Origin of the sequence: Roseateles amylovorans (assembly GCF_025398155.2) — a bacterium.
In the GTDB taxonomy this organism is placed as follows: Bacteria; Pseudomonadota; Gammaproteobacteria; order Burkholderiales; family Burkholderiaceae_C; genus Roseateles; species Roseateles amylovorans.
In genome coordinates this window covers 138,558-157,491 of the sequence record NZ_CP104562.2, presented here as the reverse complement: position 1 = coordinate 157,491, position 18,934 = coordinate 138,558, and the positions used below count along the sequence as shown (strand labels likewise).

The 18,934-nt window shown below is 69.7% G+C and carries 13 protein-coding genes; 3 read left to right on the top strand and 10 right to left on the bottom strand.

The annotated features are described in order from the left end of the window. Positions 1 to 4: 4 nt before the first annotated feature. The 4 genes from N4261_RS00675 to N4261_RS00660 form a co-directional block, all read right to left on the bottom strand. Positions 5 to 622 carry a DUF4337 domain-containing protein gene (locus N4261_RS00675; RefSeq protein WP_261758294.1) on the bottom strand — a complete coding sequence of 206 codons (618 nt, stop codon included), beginning with the start codon at positions 620 to 622 and terminating at the stop codon, positions 5 to 7. Between the two features lie 114 nt (positions 623 to 736). Continuing rightward, positions 737 to 1,294 (bottom strand): chorismate--pyruvate lyase family protein, encoded by a 558-nt coding sequence (locus tag N4261_RS00670; protein WP_261758292.1) that lies wholly within the window; start codon positions 1,292 to 1,294, stop codon positions 737 to 739. A 61-nt stretch (positions 1,295 to 1,355) separates the two neighbouring features. Then, positions 1,356 to 2,171, bottom strand: coding sequence for a pyrroline-5-carboxylate reductase (proC, locus tag N4261_RS00665; RefSeq protein ID WP_261758290.1), 816 nt, complete (start codon positions 2,169 to 2,171; stop codon positions 1,356 to 1,358). A 206-nt stretch (positions 2,172 to 2,377) separates the two neighbouring features. Continuing rightward, positions 2,378 to 6,031 (bottom strand): L-glutamate gamma-semialdehyde dehydrogenase, encoded by a 3,654-nt coding sequence (locus tag N4261_RS00660; protein ID WP_435531986.1) that lies wholly within the window; start codon positions 6,029 to 6,031, stop codon positions 2,378 to 2,380. Positions 6,032 to 6,242: 211 nt separating this feature from the next. On the opposite strand from N4261_RS00660, the gene N4261_RS00655 reads away from it, so the two are divergent. Beyond that, positions 6,243 to 6,713 (top strand): Lrp/AsnC ligand binding domain-containing protein, encoded by a 471-nt coding sequence (locus N4261_RS00655; protein ID WP_261758289.1) that lies wholly within the window; start codon positions 6,243 to 6,245, stop codon positions 6,711 to 6,713. Positions 6,714 to 7,290: 577 nt separating this feature from the next. Here N4261_RS00655 and N4261_RS00650 read toward each other — a convergent pair. The 3 genes from N4261_RS00650 to N4261_RS00640 form a co-directional block, all read right to left on the bottom strand. Beyond that, positions 7,291 to 8,082, bottom strand: coding sequence for a phosphatase PAP2 family protein (locus N4261_RS00650; protein ID WP_261758287.1), 792 nt, complete (start codon positions 8,080 to 8,082; stop codon positions 7,291 to 7,293). A gap of 294 nt (positions 8,083 to 8,376) precedes the next feature. Beyond that, a complete protein-coding gene (locus N4261_RS00645; protein WP_261758286.1) occupies positions 8,377 to 10,569 on the bottom strand; it encodes a putative bifunctional diguanylate cyclase/phosphodiesterase in 2,193 nt (730 codons plus the stop codon). Between the two features lie 250 nt (positions 10,570 to 10,819). Further along, positions 10,820 to 12,880: an NADPH-dependent 2,4-dienoyl-CoA reductase gene (locus N4261_RS00640; RefSeq protein ID WP_261758284.1), complete on the bottom strand. Its 2,061-nt coding sequence runs from the start codon at positions 12,878 to 12,880 to the stop codon at positions 10,820 to 10,822. A 222-nt stretch (positions 12,881 to 13,102) separates the two neighbouring features. Between N4261_RS00640 and N4261_RS00635 the strand changes: the two genes are divergently transcribed. Together N4261_RS00635 and N4261_RS00630 are read left to right on the top strand one after the other, a co-directional pair. Beyond that, on the top strand, positions 13,103 to 14,380 hold the full coding sequence (locus N4261_RS00635) for a DUF4397 domain-containing protein (RefSeq protein ID WP_261758283.1): 1,278 nt from the start codon (positions 13,103 to 13,105) through the stop codon (positions 14,378 to 14,380). A gap of 397 nt (positions 14,381 to 14,777) precedes the next feature. Continuing rightward, a complete protein-coding gene (locus N4261_RS00630; protein WP_261758281.1) occupies positions 14,778 to 15,500 on the top strand; it encodes a hypothetical protein in 723 nt (240 codons plus the stop codon). A gap of 185 nt (positions 15,501 to 15,685) precedes the next feature. Here N4261_RS00630 and N4261_RS00625 read toward each other — a convergent pair whose 3' ends face one another. The 3 genes from N4261_RS00625 to gstA all read right to left on the bottom strand — a co-directional run bounded on the left by N4261_RS00625 (position 15,686) and on the right by gstA (position 18,880). After that, positions 15,686 to 17,269 (bottom strand): thioredoxin family protein, encoded by a 1,584-nt coding sequence (locus N4261_RS00625; protein WP_261758280.1) that lies wholly within the window; start codon positions 17,267 to 17,269, stop codon positions 15,686 to 15,688. A 213-nt stretch (positions 17,270 to 17,482) separates the two neighbouring features. Continuing rightward, on the bottom strand, positions 17,483 to 18,055 hold the full coding sequence (locus tag N4261_RS00620; protein ID WP_261758279.1) for a GFA family protein: 573 nt from the start codon (positions 18,053 to 18,055) through the stop codon (positions 17,483 to 17,485). 216 nt (positions 18,056 to 18,271) lie between these two features. Next, entirely contained in the window at positions 18,272 to 18,880 is a 609-nt protein-coding gene (gene gstA, locus N4261_RS00615; protein ID WP_261758276.1) for a glutathione transferase GstA, read from the bottom strand. Between the last annotated feature and the right edge of the window lie 54 nt (positions 18,881 to 18,934).

Sequence of the window (18,934 nt, the reverse complement as noted above, 5' to 3'; positions counted from 1 at the left end):
TCCCTCAGGACAGCAGACGCACGATGGCATCCGGGTGGATGGCCCAGCCGCCCAGCCCGGCCAATCCCATCAGCACACCGAAGCCGGTCGGCACCAGCGCCGCGGCATACAACCACCAGAGCTGGGTGAGCGCGGTCACCGCCAGCATCGCGATGGCAATGGCCAGCAGCGCATCGGAGAGATCGAACTGATCGTCCCGGTAGTTCAGCGCGTCATAGGTCTTCTGATCGGCGGCGGCGAGCTGACGCAGTTCTTCCTTCTTCTGCGCCTGATCGGCGGCCAGGGCGCGGTACTTCGCAATCGCCTGCTGATAGCCCTCCGCCGCGGAGGCCGGCGCGCTCAGCGCCTGCAGCTCCAGCTGCGTCAGCGTGGCCTTGGCCACTTCCTCCCGGGTGTTGCGGGCCTGGTAGAAGGACCAGTGGTCCAGGCGGTCCGCCTGGGCCTGCTCCATGGCCTGGACGATGTTGTCGTCCTTGATCTTGCAGATGCCCATGAAGGTGGCCAGCAGCGCCACAGTGACCGCCACGGTGGCATTGAGGCGCGGCGAACGCGGCGGAGGTCCCTCGCCGGGTTCCATGGCCTGCCGGGCGTTCTCGATCAGTTCTTCAGGGTCGATGTCCATCGATGGGCGTGGCCGCAAGGCCAGAGTGCGTGAAAGCGCGAAAGCCTGGAGAAGGCCGCGTGACGAGCGGTCACCCAGCGCGCCGGGGATCGCCGTCCATCATGCGGCAGGTGCTCACCGTCGTCGGCGCTTGAGCCGCAGCGGACCGGGGTGGCGCTCGGCCACGGCGGGTGCGAACAACTCCATCACCCGCAACAGCTTGCCGTGTCGACGAAAGACCGAATTGCGCGACCACTGCATGCCCGCTGGCGCCTCGGTGCCGGTGGCTTCCCGCCACTGCCGCTGCATCTGCGCATGGGTCGCGCCATGGCGGGTGACCCGCCGCGGTTGCAGCTCGCTGCGGTGGATGCGTGGATCGTCATAGAGCAGGTGACCGAGCGGACGGCTGCCCAGGCCCTTCAGCGCCTTCCACGGCCCCTTCAGCGAATCGCCGTGCACCGCCGAGCGGGCCCACACCAGCGGCTGGCCGTCGACCCGCAGCAGCACCTCGCGCACCACCGTCAGCCCGCGACGCGGCAGCCCGAGCGCCGCGCGCTCCTGCGGCCGCAGCGGCGCCGTGGTCTGGCGCAGCACCTGCACCTCGAAGCGGGCCCCCGTGGCCGCCAGCCGCTTGCTCAACGAGCCCGGTGCGCGCAGCCAGGCCCGCAGGCCCCAACGATCGGCAATCCCCATCGGCAATGGTCGAGGTCAGTAGGAACGGTAAAGGAACACCGAAGCCGCGAACGGCATCGCCTCAGACACGGCCGAACTCGTCACCCAGCTCGCGGGCGCGTCGGTGCGCCGCCTGAACCGCCCGCTCGACGGCCTGGCCAACACCGTCGGCCTGGAGACTGGAGATGGCGGCATGGGTCGTCCCGCCCTTGGAGGTGACCTTCTCGCGCAGCACCGAGGGCGGCTCGCCCGAGTGCTGCGCCAAGGCCGCCGCACCGCCGCAGGTGGCCAATGCCAGCTCGCGGGCCTGGGGCTCGCTCAGGCCCAGCGCCTGCGCGGCCGCGACCAGATGCTCGATGACGAAGAAGAAGTACGCGGGGCCGGAACCCGACAGCGCGGTGACGGTGTCGAGGTCCGCTTCCCGATCGACCCAGACGCTGCGACCGGTCGGCTGCAGGATGCGGGCCACGAGCGCTCGGTCGTCTGCGGTGACCTCATCGCGCGCATACAGCCCGGTGATGCCTTGGCCGATCAGCGCCGGCGTATTGGGCATGCCGCGCACCACGCGCGCGGCACCCACGGCGGCGGCAATCGCCTCGCTGCGCAGGCCGGCCATCACCGACAGTTGCAAGGCCTGGCCCACCCAGGGCGCCACCGGCACGGCCGCCTCCTGGAACAGCTGCGGCTTGACCGCCCACACCACCGCCTGGGCCCGGGCCAGCGAGGCATCGGCCGCCGCCAGCGGACTCACACCGAACTCGGCCGCCAGACGTTCACGCTGGGCCGCGACGGGCTCGACCACCAACAGATCCTCGGCCGGAAGACCCGCACGGCGCAGGCCACCAATGATCGCGCCGGCCATGTTGCCGCCGCCGATGAATGCGATGCAGGGACTCATGGGGCGGCAGTGTAGCCCTGCGTGACGGCGCATCAGTCCGATGCCCGCGCCCCCGCACGGCCATGGGCCCGCCGCATCGATCCGCAGCGTTGGCCGCCCGCCGCAATGACCCGGCGTTGGACATCGTCCATGGGTCAGGTCTGAGTCATCGCCACAAGCCGCTGGCTGCGGCTAGAGGCGTCAGGCGACGGGCGACGGTGGCCGGCTCAGTGAACGCCCGCCAGCAGCGCGGCGTTCCCGCCGGCAGCGGCGGTGTTGATGGTGAGGGTCTGCTCGGCCACGAAGCGGTAGAGCTGGCGCGGCTGAGCCGCCTCCGCGGTGGCGATGACCGGCAGGATGGCGCCGTCACGGCTGGCCAGCTCACGCTGGACCGGTCGCAGCACCGCGGCCGCTGCCACCACGCCGGCCAGGCGCGGCGCGCGCAGCACCGCCCCCAGTTGGTCCGCCGGCAACAGCGCGATGGCGCCGGCGGCGATGCCGCCGCGCAGCAGCGTCTGGCGCAGCTCCTGCGCGATGTCGCCACCACCCACCAACGCCACGGCATTGCCGGCGACCAGCGCCGCGCCCAAGGCCTGGGCCAGCTCCAGCGGCGAGGCGCCCTGCGCCAGCACCGCCATCACGCCGCGGCCATGCAGGCGCAGCTCATTGCTCTCACCGGTCGGGCCGGGCAGCGTCTGGTCGACCAGCCCGGTGCGTGCAGCCTGCGCGAGCGCGCGCCAAGCGGCAGCGATGTCCTCGCGCTGACCGGCCACGGCCCGTTCCAGCGCGGTGGCACGCTGGTCCACCGGGCGAGCGGCCCAGGCCTCGTGCGCCTGGAAGAGCGCCCCCAGGTCGGCGCCCGGCGTGGTGGTCGACACCGCGCCCGCACTGGCCGAGCCGGCAGCGCCGTCCGCTGCGGCGGCGCCGGCTTCGGCGGGCGCGACGAAACGCATCAGGTAGTGCGGGCCGCCGGCCTTCGGTCCGGTGCCGGACATGCCCTCGCCGCCGAACGGCTGCACACCCACCACCGCACCGATGATGTTGCGGTTCACATAGACATTGCCGATGCGGGCTTCCGACGCCAGACGCAGTGCGCGGCTGTCGATCCGCGTCTGGATGCCCAGCGTCAGGCCGTAGCCCAGAGCGTTGATCTGGCGCACCACCTGGTCGACGTCGCCGTTCCAGCGCACCACATGCAGCACCGGGCCGAAGATCTCCTTCTTCAGCGCGTCGATCGACGGCAGCTCCACCGCCACCGGCGGCAGCAGGCGTGGGCAGGCATCGGCCACCCCGGCCTCGGCAATCAGCGTGGCCTCGCGCTTGAGGCGCTGGACATCGCCGGAGATCGCCTGGAAGGCCTCGTCGTCGATCAGCGGACCGACGTCGGTGGCCAGATCGGCGGTGTCGCCGACACGCAGCTCTCGCACCGCGCCACGCAGCATCTCGATGACGCCGTCGGCCACCGCCTCATGCACCGCCAACAGGCGAAGTGCGGAGCACCGCTGACCCGCGCTGCGGAAGGCGGACTGCACCACGGCATCGATCACCTGCTCCGGCAGGGCGGTCGAGTCCACGATCATCGCGTTCAGGCCACCGGTCTCGGCGATCAGCGGCAGCACCGCAGTGCCCGGCTTGGCGGCCAGTTGGCGGTTGATGATCTGCGCCACCTGGGTCGAGCCGGTGAAGCAGACACCGGCGGTCTGGGGCGACGCCACCAAGCGCGCGCCCACCGTCTCGCCACGGCCATGCAGCAGCGCCAGCGCGTCGACCGGCACACCGGCCGCATGCAGCAGGGCGACGCAGTCGCGGGCCACGGCGGGGGTTTGCTCGGCGGGCTTGGCCGCCACCGCATTGCCCGCGGCCAGCGCCGCCACCACCTGACCGGCGAAGATCGCCAGCGGGAAGTTCCACGGCGAGATGCACACGAACACACCGCGGCCGTTCAGGGCCAGGCCGTCAGCGGCCAGGCGTTCGGCCTCGTCGGCGTAATAGCGCATGAAGTCGATGGCTTCACGCACTTCGGAAATCGCATCGCCCAGGCTCTTGAAGGCTTCCTTCACCAGCAAGGCGCAGTACTGCGGCAGTTGGGCCTGCAGCGCGTCGGCAGCGCGTCGCAGCACCGCGGCGCGTTCGGTCACCGGGGTGGCGTTCCAGGTGCCGAAGCCGGCCTGCAGGCGCGACATCGTGGCGTCGACTTCCTCCGGCGACGCCTCCACCAGCGTCGGGACCTGGCACTGGGCCAGCGCGTCCAGCAGCGGCTGGCGCTGGGTGGGCACGGCCAGGTCCAGGCCCGCGGAGTTGTCGCGACCGCGCCCGGCGTGGTCGCGGTACAGGTCGATCGGCAGCGGCAGGCTGGAACGGTCCTGGATCAGGGTGAGCGGCGAGGCCAGCAGCTCCTCAGGCGCCACCGACGGATCGGCCAGTTGGTGCACGAAGGAGGAGTTCGCGCCGTTTTCCAGCAGACGACGCACCAGGTAGGCCAGCAGGTCGCGGTGCTCACCGACCGGGGCGTAGACGCGGCAGGGGATGCTGCCGTCCTTCAGCACTTCGCGGTAGACGCCCTCGCCCATGCCGTGCAGGCGCTGCATTTCGAACTTGGCGCCCAGGGCCCGGGCCATCTGCACGATGGCCGCGATGGTGCCGGCGTTGTGGCTGGCGAACTGCGGATAGATCACGTCGTGGTGGCGCAGCATCGCCTGGGCGCAGGCGAGGTAGGACACATCGGTGTGCGGCTTGTGGGTGTAGACCGGATAGCACGGCAGACCTTGCTCCTGCGCGCGCTTGATCTCGCCATCCCAATAGGCGCCCTTGACCAGACGGACCATGAAGCGCAGGCCGTGACGGCGCGCGATGGCCGCCACCTCGTCCACCACCGCCCGCGCACGGGTCTGGTAGGCCTGCACCGCCAGGCCGAAGCCGCGCCACTGCGGGAAGTGGGTCGCGATGCGGGCCGCCAGTGCGTCCAGCAGCTCGAGCGACAGCTCCAGTCGATCGACCTCCTCGGCGTCGATGGTCAGGTTGATGTTGGCCTGTGCGGCCTTCTCCACCAACTGCCACACACGCGGCAGCAGCTCGGCATAGACCCGCTCGCGTTGCAGCACCTCGTAGCGCGAGAACAGCGCGGAGAGCTTGATCGAGATCCCGTCGCTGCCTTCCGGCGATTCCGCCTTGCGGCCGCCGGCGATGGCGGCGATCGCAGCCAGGTAGGACGCCTGGTAGCGCTCGGCGTCCTTCTCGGTGCGGGCGCCCTCGCCCAGCATGTCGTAGGAGAAGCGCAGTTGATGACCCGCGCCGGCCGGGCCGGTGCTGCCGCCCAGGGCGCGGTCCTGCGCCTGGCGGGCGGCGTCGGCCTCGCTCATCGCCTCCTGGATGTGTCGACCCAGCACGAACTGCCGGCCCAGGAGCTGGATCGCGCGGACCGTGGCGCCCACCACCGTCTGCGCGCCGAGGCGCTTGAACAGGCCGGCTTCGGATTCCGCATCGGGCAGGAACTTCTTGGACAGCGAGATCGCGCTGGCCGCCAGACCGGCCAGCATCTTGTGCGGACCGTCGGAGCTGCCGTCGAACTGGGCGCGGCCCAGCTGGTCGGCCGTCAGCGCGATGGCGGTCTCGGCATCCGGCACCCGCAGCAGCGCCTCGGCCAGACGCATCAGGGCCAGGCCTTCCGCGCTGGTGATCGGGTATTCGCGCAGCAGCGACTCCATCGCCCAGAACGGCGCCGGATTGGCCCGCACTTGGCTCACCCAGGGCCGGGCCTGGTCCAGCACCGCCGACCAGTTCAGGGACTGGAGCTCCTGCGCCAGGGATCGCACCAGCGGAAGCTCGGCACGATAGGGATCAGGCAGGCGGGAGACTTCGGGCGGCAGGGCAAAGGCGGTCATGGGCGTCCTCAAGGCGTGACAAAGGCCCGGCAGACAAGCGCGGCCGGACCCCTAGTGAATGGCGCGACTGTAGAGAGGCTCGATCTGGATTAAATTCGGTTCGAAGGGGTCTGGACCGACGAAAATCCAGCCGACCCGGGCCACACCCCCGCACTTCAGTTCGATACGGTGCCGTCACCCGTCGCGCCGCAACCTGACATCGACACCATCCATGACCCCGCCCGACGACCTCGACAAGATCGATCTGCGCATTCTGCGCGTGCTGCAGCAGGATGGCCGCATCAGCAACCTGAAGCTGGCCGAGGAGGTGCATCTCTCGGCGACGGCGGTGCTGGAGCGGGTCAAGCGCCTGACGCGCGAGGGCTACATCCTCGGCTATGAAGCGCGGCTGAACCCGGCCAAGCTGGGGGCGTCGATGCTGGTGTTCATCGAGATCCTGTTGGACCGCACGGTGCATGACGTGATGGACAACTTCCGCGCGGCGGTCCAGGCCCGGCCGGAGATCCTGGAATGCCATCTGGTGGCCGGCGGCTTCGATTACCTGCTGAAGACCCGGGTGTCGGACATGGCGGCCTACCGCGAGTTCATCGGCGCGGTGATCTGGACGTTGCCCGGCGTGCGCGAGACCCGCACCTATGCGGTGATGGAAGAGATCAAGCACACCACCGCGTTGCCGCTTTGAGACGTCGGCGTCGGGGGAGCCTCTGGCCCCCCGAGAACGCCGCCCTCGGCGGGCTGGGCGATCCCTCTGCGCTCGACCACATTGAAGGGCTGTTCACTGCCCCTTCGTCGAGGATCGCCGATGACCGATCGCCCCCCGCACCGCCGAGCGCCGCGCCCGTCTCCGGATGGCGCCGTGTGGACCCCCGTGCCGCCGCAAGTGCCGCCGCAGCCCCATGGCGCACCGCCACTGACCGGCCCCGCCGTCGCCGCCGGGGGCGCCCTGACCGAGGACGCCACGCCGGCCGACAGCAACTGGCATGAGTCCAGCTACGTGCTGGGCCGCGGACTGGAGGTGCGCGAACTCAGCGCCAAGGAGTGGGGCATTGGCGCCATCCGGGCTCGGCCCTCGCCCTCGGCATCGGCATCGGCATCGGCATCGGCATCGGCATCGCAGTCGCACCAGCACCAGCACCAGCACCAGCACCAGCACCAGCACCAGCACCAGCACCAGCACCAACCTCAGCCTCAGCCTGGACCAGGGTCAACATCGGGCGCCAAGGCCATGGCGCTGCGCCATTCCGCAGCAGGGGCCGGTCTCAAGCCGGGCGGGCCATCGCCATCGGCTCAGGCATCGCCGCCCGGTGGTGCAACTGGTGCCGGGTGTACGGATGCGGACGCCCCGACAGCTTGAGGCTGAGCGCCGTCACCCACTGATGGGTGCGTGTGGGGGGACTGACCCAGGGCGCCGCGCTCAGCACGCCCAGCATCACCACCGCCAGGGCCGCGCTGCGGCGCAGGACGCGCCCGGAGGCCGCATCGCTGATCGAGGGTCGGGCCCCCTGCAGGGCATACAGGCTGGCCGCCACCCCCAGACCGAAACCCAGCACCGCCTCCGACGCGGAATGCGCCCCCACCGGCAGACGTGAGTAGGCGATCACCGCCGCCAGACCCACCGCCGCGCCGAGACCCGCCGCACGAAGCCCGGGCGACCGGCACGCCTGCAGCCCCAGCCAGGCCAGCAGCGGCAGCACCGACGCCGCACTCATGGCGTGGCCCGAGAAGCCGGTGAAGTCCCAGGCGGCGATGCCCATGCCCCAGCCCATGAAGGCGATCTTGGACACGGTGGTGAGCACGAAGGCGGCCACGAAGCCCAGCAGCCAGCGGCGTACCACCGGCCGTTGCTGCGGGCAGGCCCACAGACCGATGGCGGCCAGGGCGGCGAGCGGCAACAGCACCTGGGCTTCGCCCAATCGGGTGAGCAGATGCCAGAACGGCATCCACGGCGAGACCTCCGGCGGGGCATAGCCGGCCACGCCGAACGGAGAGGTCGGACTCAACGGCGCCGCGGTCGCGACGGACAGCGCAGTGGAAGCAAAGTCAACAGGCATGCGGGTCAGCTTAAGGGCTGATCGTTGCGGCTTCAGGAACCGAAGCCGCTCCAAACGTCAGCAATGTCGCAGTCTGACCGCCTCGTGTGAGCCAGGGATGAGCGCGACGTATGCCGTACGGAATGACGGCGTCGATGGCGCTCAGCGTCCAGCGTCCAGCGTCCAGCGTCCAGCGTCCAGCGTCCAGCGTCCAGCGTCCAGCGTCCAGCGTCCAGCGTCCAGCGTCCAGCGCTCGGCGTTCAGCGTCCAAGGTGCAAGGTCGGCCTCCGCCTTCCGGCGCTCACCGACCCACGCTCACGCCAGCTGCAGCCGCTTGGACGGCCGCCGGGGCTCGGGTGGCGGCGTGTAGGTGAAGTCCTCGGCCGCCATGGGTCGGCCGTAATACCAGCCTTGCGCCCAGTCGCAGCCCTCGCGGCGCAGCCATTCGGCCTGTTCCAGGGTCTCGACGCCTTCGGCCAGGACATCCAGATGCAGGCTGCGCGCCAGCACGATCACGGTGCGCGCGATGGCCGCCACGTTGGCATCGCTGCTCAGTTCGTTGACGAAGCTGCGGTCGATCTTCAACGTGTTGACCGGCATGCGCCTCAGGTAGGCCAGCGAGGAATAGCCAGTACCGAAATCATCGATCGCCACCCGCACGCCGCGCTTGGACAGGCGGCTCAGCAGGCTGATGGCCTGTTCCGCATCTTCCAGCAGCAGGCTTTCGGTCACCTCCAGCTCCAGGGCGTGCGGCGGGCAGGCGGTGTCGGCGAGGATGAAGTCCACCATCTCGATGAAGTCCGGCTGGCGCAGTTGGCGCGCCGAGACATTGACCGCGATCTGCTGGGGCTTGCCCTCCTGGCCCTGCCAGCGCGACACCTGGGCACAGGCCTGTTCCAGCACCCAACGGCCGATCGGAATGATCAGGCCGGTGTCCTCGGCCAGCGGAATGAAGTCGGCCGGCGAGATCGGACCGCGGGTTGGGTGGCGCCAGCGCAGCAGGGCCTCGGCACCGATCAGCGCGCCGTCGGACAGCCGCACCTGGGGCTGATACTCCAGGCGGAACTGCGCCGCTTCGTTGGCCTGGCGCAGCGCATGGGTCAGCTCGAAGCGTTGCTGCACCGCCTGGGTCAGCTCCGGCCGGTAGGCCTGGACCGTGCCGCGCGCCTGCAGCTTGGCGCGGCACATCGCCACCTCGGCATTGCGCAGCAGATCGTCCACCTGCACCCCGTCCTCCGGGAACAGCGCCAGCCCGATGCTGGCGCCGACATTGAAGCGGTGATGGTCGATGACGATGGGATCGTCCATCGCCTGGATCAGGCGGTCGCCGAGCCGCATCGCGGTCTCTTCATCCACCAATCCGGAGAGCACGACGACGAATTCATCCGCCCCGACGCGCGCCACCGAATCGGACAGACGCACCACGTTCACGAACCGCGCCGCCGCCGTCAGCAGCACCTGATTGCCAGCGGCATGGCCGGCGATGTCGTTGACATCGCGAAAGCCGTCCAGGTCGATGTAGAGCACCGCCACGCAGGTCTGCTCGCGCTGGGCAATGCCGATCTGGCGGGCGATCCGGTCCCGCAGCAGCGCCGCATTAGGCAGGCCGGTCAGGCCGTCATGCAGCGACTGGTGCAGCAGCTCGGCTTCGGTCTGCTTGATGCGGGAGATGTCGGTGAGCACGCTCAGGTACTGCACCTGGTCGGCCGATTCGCCGGGCACCCGGACAAAGGTCACCCACATCGGAATGGCGTCGCCGTTCTTGTGGCGCTCGGTGACCTCGCCGCTCCATTTGCCGTGGGTCTCGACCTGCTTCCAGAGATCGCGCAGCTTGTCGGCGTCCTGTTCGGTGTCCCGCAGCAACAGCGGTCGCTTGCCCAGCAGGGTTTGGCGGTCGTGGCCGATCATGCTGCACATGGCTGGATTGACATCGCAGATGCGCAACTGGTCGTCGATGACCATGATGCCCTCGCCGCAGTGCTCGAAGACGGTGGCGGCACGCCGGGCGGCTTCGGTGGCGAGCTGCAGCCGGGTCACGTCGCGGGCGATGGCCACCTGGCCCAGGCAGAGGTCCTCGTCATGCACCGGGGCGCTCAGCACATCCAGGCAGCGGGCCTCGCCGAGTTCATCGTCCTGCCAGATCTGGGACCGGCCGATGGCGGTGCCGACCGTCCAGGCCGGCGGGCGCGGCAGGTCGTCATCCCGTCGGCCCAGCAGTTGACCTTCGGTCAGACCGATGACCCGCTCGAACGCCGGATTGCAGCCTTCATAGGCGCCGGTGGCGTCCTTGAAGAACATCGGATCGGGGATGGCATTGAGCAGCGCACTCAGGCGCGCCCGTTCCCGGCGCACCCGCTGCAGCTCGCCGCGGCGGCGCTGCAGTCGAAGGCGTTGCTGCAGGAACAGGCTCAGCAGCAGGCCGAGCGTCAAGCCAGCCACCACACAGGTCAGCACCAGCCAGAACACGGCGCCACCGGAGGTGAGCCAGGCCGGTGCGCCCGCGGTCAAGCCATCCTGTGGTCCGGTTACCGACGCGCGCACGCCAGCGGGCGCGAGCAGGCTCGCAGCCAGCGCGGACACGCAAAGGCGTCCCCAACGACAATGCAGGCGATAACGCTTGGAACGCATGGTGGGCCCATGTTTTTATAGGTCGGATGCGCCTTGGGGCGGCATCCGTCGGTCGGTCCGCGCATGGCGGCCCTTCCCTCTCGCTCGACGACGGCGGAGTATGGTCGGCCGGTTGCCCCACGGCCAGTGTTCAAAGCGATGCGGCGAGGCGAGTTCCCTGCAGGATTGCACGCTTTGCGTCCAATTCTTTCGCCTCGAAGGCGCCACCTATGAGATGCACCGACCGACCGGCCGCACGCAAAGGCGCCTCCAGTTCACGCAGCGGCTCCTGACCGGCACACAGCACGATGGTGTCCACCGCCAGATGCTCGGGATCGGTGCGCTGTTCACCCAGACTGATCCACAAGCCCTGTTCATCAATGCGCTCATAGCGCACCCCGCTGAGCATGCGCACCTGCTTCATCTTCAATGCGGCGCGATGGATCCAGCCGGTGGTCTTGCCCAGACCCTCGCCCGGCTTGCCGCTGCGGCGCTGCAGCAGCGTGATCTCCCGGGTGGGCGGCGTCGGCCGAGGCGGCACCAGCCCGCCGCGCACCTGGGTCGGATCGCCCACGCCCCAATGGGCGCGCCAGGCCACCGGATCCAGCGCTAGGGAGTGCCCGGCCTCCAGCAAGAATTCCGACACATCGAAGCCGATGCCGCCGGCACCGATCACCGCCACGCGCGGCCCCACCGTGGCCTCACCCCGCAGCACCTGCAGGTAGGACACGACCTGACCCCGTGCCTGACCCTCCGCCTGGCCGGGAATGCGCGGATCGCGCGGCGTGACGCCAGTGGCGAGCACCACCTGGTCGAACGCCGACAGATCGTCGACGCCCACCCGCCGACCCAGCCGCATCTCCACCTTCAGCACCGCCAGTCGCCGGGCGAAGTAGCGCAGCGTCTCGTGGAACTCTTCCTTGCCCGGAATGCGCTTGGCGAGGTTGAACTGGCCGCCGATCTCGTCCGCGGCGTCGAACAGCGTCACCGCATGCCCGCGCTCGGCCAGCGTGGTGGCCGCAGCCAAGCCGGCGGGTCCGGCGCCCACCACCGCCACGCGCTGACGTGGCTGGTCGACGCGGATCGGCTGCACGCGCAGCAGGGTTTCATGGCCGGCCCGCGGATTCACCAGGCAAGAGGCCACCTCCTGCTTGAACACATGATCCAGGCAGGCCTGGTTGCAGGCGATGCAGGTGTTGATCTCATCCGCCCGACCTTCGGCGGCCTTGCGAACGAAGGCGGGATCGGCCAGCAGCGGCCGCGCCATCGAGACCATGTCCGCGGCGCCCTCCGCCAGCAGCGATTCGGCGACCTCGGGGGTGTTGATCCGGTTGCTGGTGATCAGCGGCACCCGCAGCCCTTCGGCCTGCAACTGCTCGCGCAGTTGGCGGGTCACCCAGGCAAAGCCGGCACGCGGCACGCTGGTGGCGATCGTCGGAATGCGGGCCTCGTGCCAGCCGATGCCGGTGTTGATCAGGGTCGCGCCGGCCTGGACCGCCGCGCGGGCCAGTTGCAGCACCTCCGACCAGTCGCTGCCCTCGGGCACCAGGTCCAGCATCGACAGCCGGTAGATGATGATGAAGTCCGGCCCGACCGCCTCCCGCATGCGGCTGAGGATCTCGATCGGCAGGCGCATCCGGTTCGCATAGCTGCCGCCCCAGCCGTCGGTGCGGTGGTTGGTGTGGGCCGCGAGGAACTGGTTGATGAAGTAGCCCTCGGAGCCCATGACCTCCACGCCGTCATAGCCCGCGTCGCGCGCGAGCGAGGCGCAACGCACGAAGGCGCGGATCTGCCGCTGGATGCCGCGCTCGCTCAAGGCACGGGGGGTGAACGGCGAGATCGGTGAGCGCAGCGCCGAGGGCGCCACGCTCAGCGGGTGGTAACCGTAGCGGCCGGTGTGCAGGATCTGCAAGGCGATCTTGCCGCCTTCGGCGTGCACGGCGCGGGTCAGCACCTGATGGCGGCGTGCGGCACCGGCGGTGGCCAGGGTGCCGGCGAAGGGCTTGGCCCAGCCCTCGATGTTGGGCGCGTAGCCGCCGGTGACGATCAGGCCGACCTGGCCGCGGGCACGCTCGGCAAAGTACTCGGCCAGCCGCTCGAGATGCCGGCGCGAGTCCTCGAGTCCGGTGTGCATGCTGCCCATCAGCACCCGGTTGCGAAGCGTGGTGAACCCGAGGTCCAGGGGCGAGAGCAGCTGTGGGTAGGCGTTCATCGCGCGGATGCTAGCGCGCGTCCGGCCGCTGCCGGGAGTGGGCAACCCCGGGGCCGCGCAAGCCCCGGCCAACCCTTGTGTGTAGCGACCTCGACATCTTTGCGGACCTCCGGGACGTGATGTGTCCGGCTCGATATCGAACTTCACAAAGCTGGCAAGGCGCCACAAGCCGCAGCAACACGCCCCCGATTCAATGCCCGAATCCTTGTTAGGAGTAGGACGATGCGATTGAAGACCTGGGCCTGGGGCCTGAGCATGGCCGGCGTGGCGCTTTTGAGTGCTTGCGGGGGTGGCGGCGACGACGACAAGGCGCAGATGCGCCTGCTCAACGCCAGTGTGGGCTATGCCTCGCTGGACATGACGGTGGACGACACCACCGTCAGCTCCGGGGTGGCCTATGCGAGCGTGGGCGACTACGCGAACATCAGCACCAGCGACACCGGCACCGAGATCCAGAACAGCTCGGTCGGCAGCACGGTGGCGTCCACGACACCCTCGCTGACCGCCGGCACCAAGTACACGCTGATCGCCTACGGTGCGGCCGGCTCGGCCAAGACGGCGCTGCTGCAGGAAGACCAGGAAGCGCCCGACGCCGGCAAGTCCAAGTTGCTGGTGCTGAACCTGGCCCCGGATGCCGGCGCGCTGGATGTCTACATCACCGCCGCCGACGAGACGCTGGATGCCGCCACGGCGGTGTCCACCGGCATCGCCGCCGGTGGCGGCAGCGGCTACAACACGCTCAACGCCGGCACCTATCGGATCCGTCTGACCGGTACCGCCGACAAGAGCGACGTGCGCCTGGACATCCCGGCGGTGACGCTGACCTCCGCCGGCGTCTCGACGCTGGTGCTGACCGGCACCTCCGGCGGTGTGCTGGTCAACGGCATGCAGATGATTCAGCAAGGCGCGGTGACCAACTTCCCGAACACCACCGCCCGTGCGCGTCTGGTGGCCGCGGTGGGCAGCAGCGCGGTGGTGGCCGGCACGCTGGGTGACACCGAGCTGATGGGCAATTCGACCTCGCCCACCATCGGCGCCTACAAGACCCTGACCGCCGGCACCAGCACCCTGACGGTGTATGTGAACGGCAGCCCGGTGACGCTGAGCAGCCCGACCCTGGCCGCCGGTGGCGACTACACGCTGATGGTGTGGGGCTCCGCGAGCGGACCGGCCCTGAAGGTGCTGAGCGACGACAACCGCCTGCCCACCAGCACCGGCTACGCCAAGATCCGCCTGGTCAACGGCGTGGCCAGCGGCAGCACCGGCCTGACGCTGAATGTGGACTACAGCGCCCTCGCCTCCAACGTGACGCCGGGCAATTCGTCCTCGCCCACGTCGACGGCAGCCTCCACCACGGCGCTGTTGACGGTGACCTCGCCAACCGCGACCACGCCGGTGTACTCGCTGTCCGACCTGACGCTGCTGTCCTCGGGCGTCTACACCGTGTTCGTGCTGGGCGACACCACCAACATGATCGGCTCGCTGCGCCGCGAGCGCTGAGCCCGGCAGCGCCTGGAATGGCGCAGCCTCCTGAATCGGGGCCGATTCGATCCGACGCCGCCAGCGGCGTTCGGGCGACCGGTCCCCACGTTCCTCCCTGTTGGCCACGTCCTCTTCCGAGGCGTGGCCTTTTTTTTGTTTCATCGGACCGCATCGACGGCAGCGGCGCGGCTCACCCGACGGCCGCGCCGGCGTGGACGTGTCCTCCGGACTGCTGACGATCTTCGACCCTGGCATGCGGCAACATCGCAGCATGAGTGCCGCATCGCCCGCCACGCCGGAACCTTCGCCGTCGTCGTCGCCATCTCCCTTGCCATTAACGTCGACATCGGCCTCGGCGTCATCACCTGCCTCGCCATCGGCGCCATCAGCGCAAGCAACGCCTTCGGCACCGTCCATGCCGCCGCCGACCGTCTTTCAGATCCGGCGGCTGCGGCAGCTCTGGCGGTCGGCGGGATGGCCGTGCCAGGACCTGCTGGAAGTGGAGCTGCTCACCCGGGGATGGCTGGAACGTCAACGCGACGGCTTGGGGCGCGAGACCCTGCGCCTGACCGACGCGGGCCTGGCGGTGCTGCACCAGGGCCATCAGAAGAATCGCGCGCTGCGCAACCGGCACGAGGATCTGGTCGAGCGCATGGCGCTGGAACTGCAGCGGGCCGGGCGGATCGTCTGGCGCGGCCTGTCGCTGCGCGCCGGTCTGCCGCGCGAGGACGAGGCCGAGAAGATGCGCTGGGTCAACGCCATGCCGGATCTGTACTCGGTGCGTCAAACCACCGTCGAGGACTACCTGGAGCCGGCGGTGCATGAGATCAAGGTCAGCCGTGCCGACCTGTTGGGAGAGCTGCGGCGACCGGCGAAGTCCCTGGCCTACCTCGCCCTGAGCGGTCAGTGCTGGTATGTGCTGCGCGCCGGCATTGCGACGGTCGAGGAGATCCCGCCGTCGTTCGGGGTGTTGATCGCGCACGAGGTGGGTCAGGACGGCGGCCTGCGCTTCGAGCTGGGGCGGCCGGCACCACGCCGCGCGATGCGGCCGGACTTCGGCACCTGGATGGCGCTGGCGCGCGCCACACCGGTCGCGCCGCCCCTGGACGATGGCCAGGACGGGCTCGCCGACGCCTGACCGCGGGGGCTGCGCTCACACGCGGGCATCGGCGCAGCCGCCGCAACCGGCTGTCAACGGCATATCGGCACGCGCTCAACCGGCGATCGACCGGCGGTCAAAGGGCGATCACCCGGCCCTCAATCGGGCCTCAACCGGAGCTCGTCCGGATCGCCTCCGAACCTCCACCGCGCCGCAGCCCGGCCTCAGCCCTTCTTCTTCAGCAGCCCCTCGCAGGCAGCCTTGTCGCCGCTGTCCTGCTTGGCGCAGACGGCGTCCAGCTGGGTGCGCAGTCGGCCCAGGCTGGCGTCATGCTGGCCGCCGGCATTCCAGGCGACCAACTGGCTGCCCACCTTCTGCAGCGACCGGGCGCTGCGCTCATAGAAGGCGCCCTTGTCCTTCTCGGCCTCCAGCAGCAACTGGGAGGCGGCCTTTTCGATGCGGGCAGCATCCTGGGGCGCCAGTTCCACCAGCGCGGCCAGGTAGTTCGAGCCCCATTGCAGGCGGGTGGCCGGACCTTCGCTCTTGTTGAAGGCCTCTTCATACCAACGCAGCGCCTCGTCCTTCTTGCCTTGCTTGCGGGCATTGCCGCCGAGCTGGCTCATCAGGTAGTAGGGCGAATGGCTCTTGGTCAGGCTGGACTTGAGCAGGGCGTCGCTCTCGTTCCACAGACCTGCGCGGCCGAGCAGGTGCGCGGCCGAGGTGATGACAGACTGACGCTCATAGCCGTCTGTGATTTCCTTGTCCGACTTGGCGGCGGCGGCCTTCACCTCCGTCAGCAGGGTGGGATTCAGCTTGGGCTGCAGCTCGGTCTTGGGCGCGTCCAGTCGCGCCAGGTCCACCCGGGCGATCAGCGCTTGCAGACGGTCGGCGCGGGAGAGCGTGGCATCCGCCTCGAAGCGCTTGAGCGCCACATCCAGCTTGGCGACCAGCGCCTGGCGCTCCGCACCGGGCGTGGGCGCCAGGGCGCGGGCGATGTCTTCGGCATAGTTGCCCAACACATCCATCTGCGCCCGGGAGGCCTCGGCATCAGCCAGCAGCCTGTCGACACGGGCACGCAGCGCGGCATCGGGCTTCAGTCCCTTGCCGTCTTCGGTGATGGCCAGGGCCTTGAGCCACAGGCGGCTAGCGGTTTCCTCGTCGACGCCCTGGCTGGCGGTCGCCAGCTTGGCCAGCAGGGCCGGACGCTGGGCGATCGGCACGAGCTGCTGTTCGTCGGTCTCCCACGAATAGAAGCCCAGCAGCTTCCACTCGCTGGCGCTGAGCTTGCGACCGGCCTGCGCATCGGCCAGCACCGTCTTCACCGGCCGGCCACCCGCCAGACCGATCTGCAGCACCCGCATCACCTGTGGCGCATCGGCCTCACCCGGCAGCCGGGTGAGTTCCTGGCCGTCGGTGTTGAACAGGATCATGGTCGGATAGCCGCGCACCTTGAAGCGGGCGCCCAGGCGCTGGGCGCCGGGGTTGTCGCCGTCGATGTGAACCGCCACAAAGGCGCGCGACTGCTCGATGAAGTCGGCGCGGTTGAACAGCGTCGCCTTGAGCTGGTTGCACGGCGGGCACCATTTCGCGCCCCAGTACAGCAGCACCGGCTTCTTCTCGCTGCGGGCCTGGGCGAAGGCGCGCTCGATGTCCGCATCGGCCGAGGCGCTCTGCCAGGACACCGACGAGGCGGCGCTGGCCGCCATCGCCGACGGCATCAGCGAGGGCACGCTGGCCAGGGACAGGGTCAGGGCCGCCGCCAGCAGGCTGAGGCGGAGCGGGCGTTGCAGCGAGGCGCGTCGGATCATGGTCGTCGTGATCGGGTGGATCAGGTGGATCGTCAGAAGGTCCGACGCCGGCCGGAGCGGTCGGCGGCGGGCCGGAACGGCGGGTTCCGGCAGCGGTCAGGCATTGTGACGCCGACCGGGCGTCCTCGATATGCGGGTGGCTTCTAAGCTTGCGCCCGATTTGCGCGCGCACGGGCGACTGGCGGAGCCGCCACAGCCGCCTTCGCCTGCGAGTCAGCGCTCGGGCTCGGGTGCGGGTGCGGGTGGCGGTGCGGGCGCGGGTGCCGCAGCCCGGATGGCGGCCCGCATGAGCTCGCGTCGAGCCAGGCTCTCGGCGGGCCAGTGCGCGAGGCGGTCGTAGTACTCGGGCACGGCCGGCACGTCCTCAGGCAGGCGGACCCAGGGCTGCCGGGTGGCGGTGAAGATGTGGATGTCCGGCGGCATCAGGTCGGGCTGGTCCAGCGTGCCCACCCGCACGAAGTGCACCGACTCACCGGCGCCCGCGTAATGGCTGGAGAGCGCAATCCAGCAGGTCGGGCACCGCCAGAAGATCTGCCCCTTGCCGCTGGCCGACGGGGTCGGGACCCGCTGCGGCATGTCTCCGAGCCATTGCAGCCGGTCCGCTTCGATCATCGCGTTGATGGCGAAAGCGCCACCGCTCTCGCGCTGGCACCAGCGGCAGTGGCAGCAATGGACAAACAGCGGCCGGCTCGACAGCCGGTAACGGATCCGTCCGCAGTCGCACCCCCCGTCGAAGGAGGCCTCAAGGGCTGCAGCGTGTCCGGTCTCCGAAGCGATCTCCGTCATGTGAGGCTCTCCCTGAGCGGTCAGGCGCCCTCGCCCTCTCGGACGCCCCTGTCGGACCTTTGGCCGGTCCGCGGCGCGCTCTGCGAGCAAGGGCATCCAGGCAACGTGGGATGGACGGCCGGCGCGCCACGCGGGGCGAGTGCAGTGCGTGTCATGCCACGCATCCCGCCCGTCGGCGTGCCGTTCGGGCGGGGGCGTTGCCGTGGGTGGTGCGGCTTACTTCAGCAGGCCTTCGGCCTTCATCGCCGCCTGCACTGCCGGCCGGGCGGCCACCCGGGCGCGGTACGCGACGAGGTTGGGATAGCCCGACACGTCGACGTCCACGCGCTGGCCCCAGTTGGTGACGGTGAACAGATAGGCGTCGGCCACGGTGAAGGCGTCGCCCATCAGGAAGGGCTGGCCTGCGAGCTGGCTGTCGACCCACTTGAGGCGCTCATGCAGCTTGGCGCGGTAGATCGCCTTGCCGTCCTCCGGCATGGCCGGATTGAACAGCGGGCTGAAGCTCTTGTGCAGCTCGGTGGTGATGAAGTTGAGCCACTCCTGCAGGCGGTAGCGCGCCAGCGTGCCGTTGGGCGGTGCCAGCTGCTTGTCCGGCACCTGGTCGGCGATGTATTGCACGATGGCCGGGCCTTCGGACAGGCGTTGGCCGTCGTCCAGCTCCAGCAACGGCACATAGCCCTTGGGATTGATGCCGTAGTAGTCGGTGCCGTCGGGCAGCTGGTGGGTCTTGGTGCTGGCCAGCACGGTGTCGTAGGCCAGGCCCGCCTCCTGCAGCACGATGTGCGGGGACAGCGAGCAAGCGCCGGGGCTGTAATAGAGCTTCATGGGGGTCTCCTGGGGTTCCTGCATCGGGAAAGGCTTGGGGCCTCTTGGGGAAGG

Coding starts and splice junctions, on each gene's coding strand:
- N4261_RS00675 (WP_261758294.1), bottom strand. CDS start 622: ATGGACATCGACCCTGAAGAACTGATCGAGAACGCCCGGCAGGCCATG.
- N4261_RS00670 (WP_261758292.1), bottom strand. CDS start 1,294: ATGGGGATTGCCGATCGTTGGGGCCTGCGGGCCTGGCTGCGCGCACCG.
- proC (WP_261758290.1), bottom strand. CDS start 2,171: ATGAGTCCCTGCATCGCATTCATCGGCGGCGGCAACATGGCCGGCGCG.
- N4261_RS00660 (WP_435531986.1), bottom strand. CDS start 6,031: ATGACCGCCTTTGCCCTGCCGCCCGAAGTCTCCCGCCTGCCTGATCCC.
- N4261_RS00655 (WP_261758289.1), top strand. CDS start 6,243: ATGACCCCGCCCGACGACCTCGACAAGATCGATCTGCGCATTCTGCGC.
- N4261_RS00650 (WP_261758287.1), bottom strand. CDS start 8,082: ATGCCTGTTGACTTTGCTTCCACTGCGCTGTCCGTCGCGACCGCGGCG.
- N4261_RS00640 (WP_261758284.1), bottom strand. CDS start 12,880: ATGAACGCCTACCCACAGCTGCTCTCGCCCCTGGACCTCGGGTTCACC.
- N4261_RS00635 (WP_261758283.1), top strand. CDS start 13,103: ATGCGATTGAAGACCTGGGCCTGGGGCCTGAGCATGGCCGGCGTGGCG.
- N4261_RS00630 (WP_261758281.1), top strand. CDS start 14,778: ATGCCGCCGCCGACCGTCTTTCAGATCCGGCGGCTGCGGCAGCTCTGG.
- N4261_RS00625 (WP_261758280.1), bottom strand. CDS start 17,269: ATGATCCGACGCGCCTCGCTGCAACGCCCGCTCCGCCTCAGCCTGCTG.
- N4261_RS00620 (WP_261758279.1), bottom strand. CDS start 18,055: ATGACGGAGATCGCTTCGGAGACCGGACACGCTGCAGCCCTTGAGGCC.
- gstA (WP_261758276.1), bottom strand. CDS start 18,880: ATGAAGCTCTATTACAGCCCCGGCGCTTGCTCGCTGTCCCCGCACATC.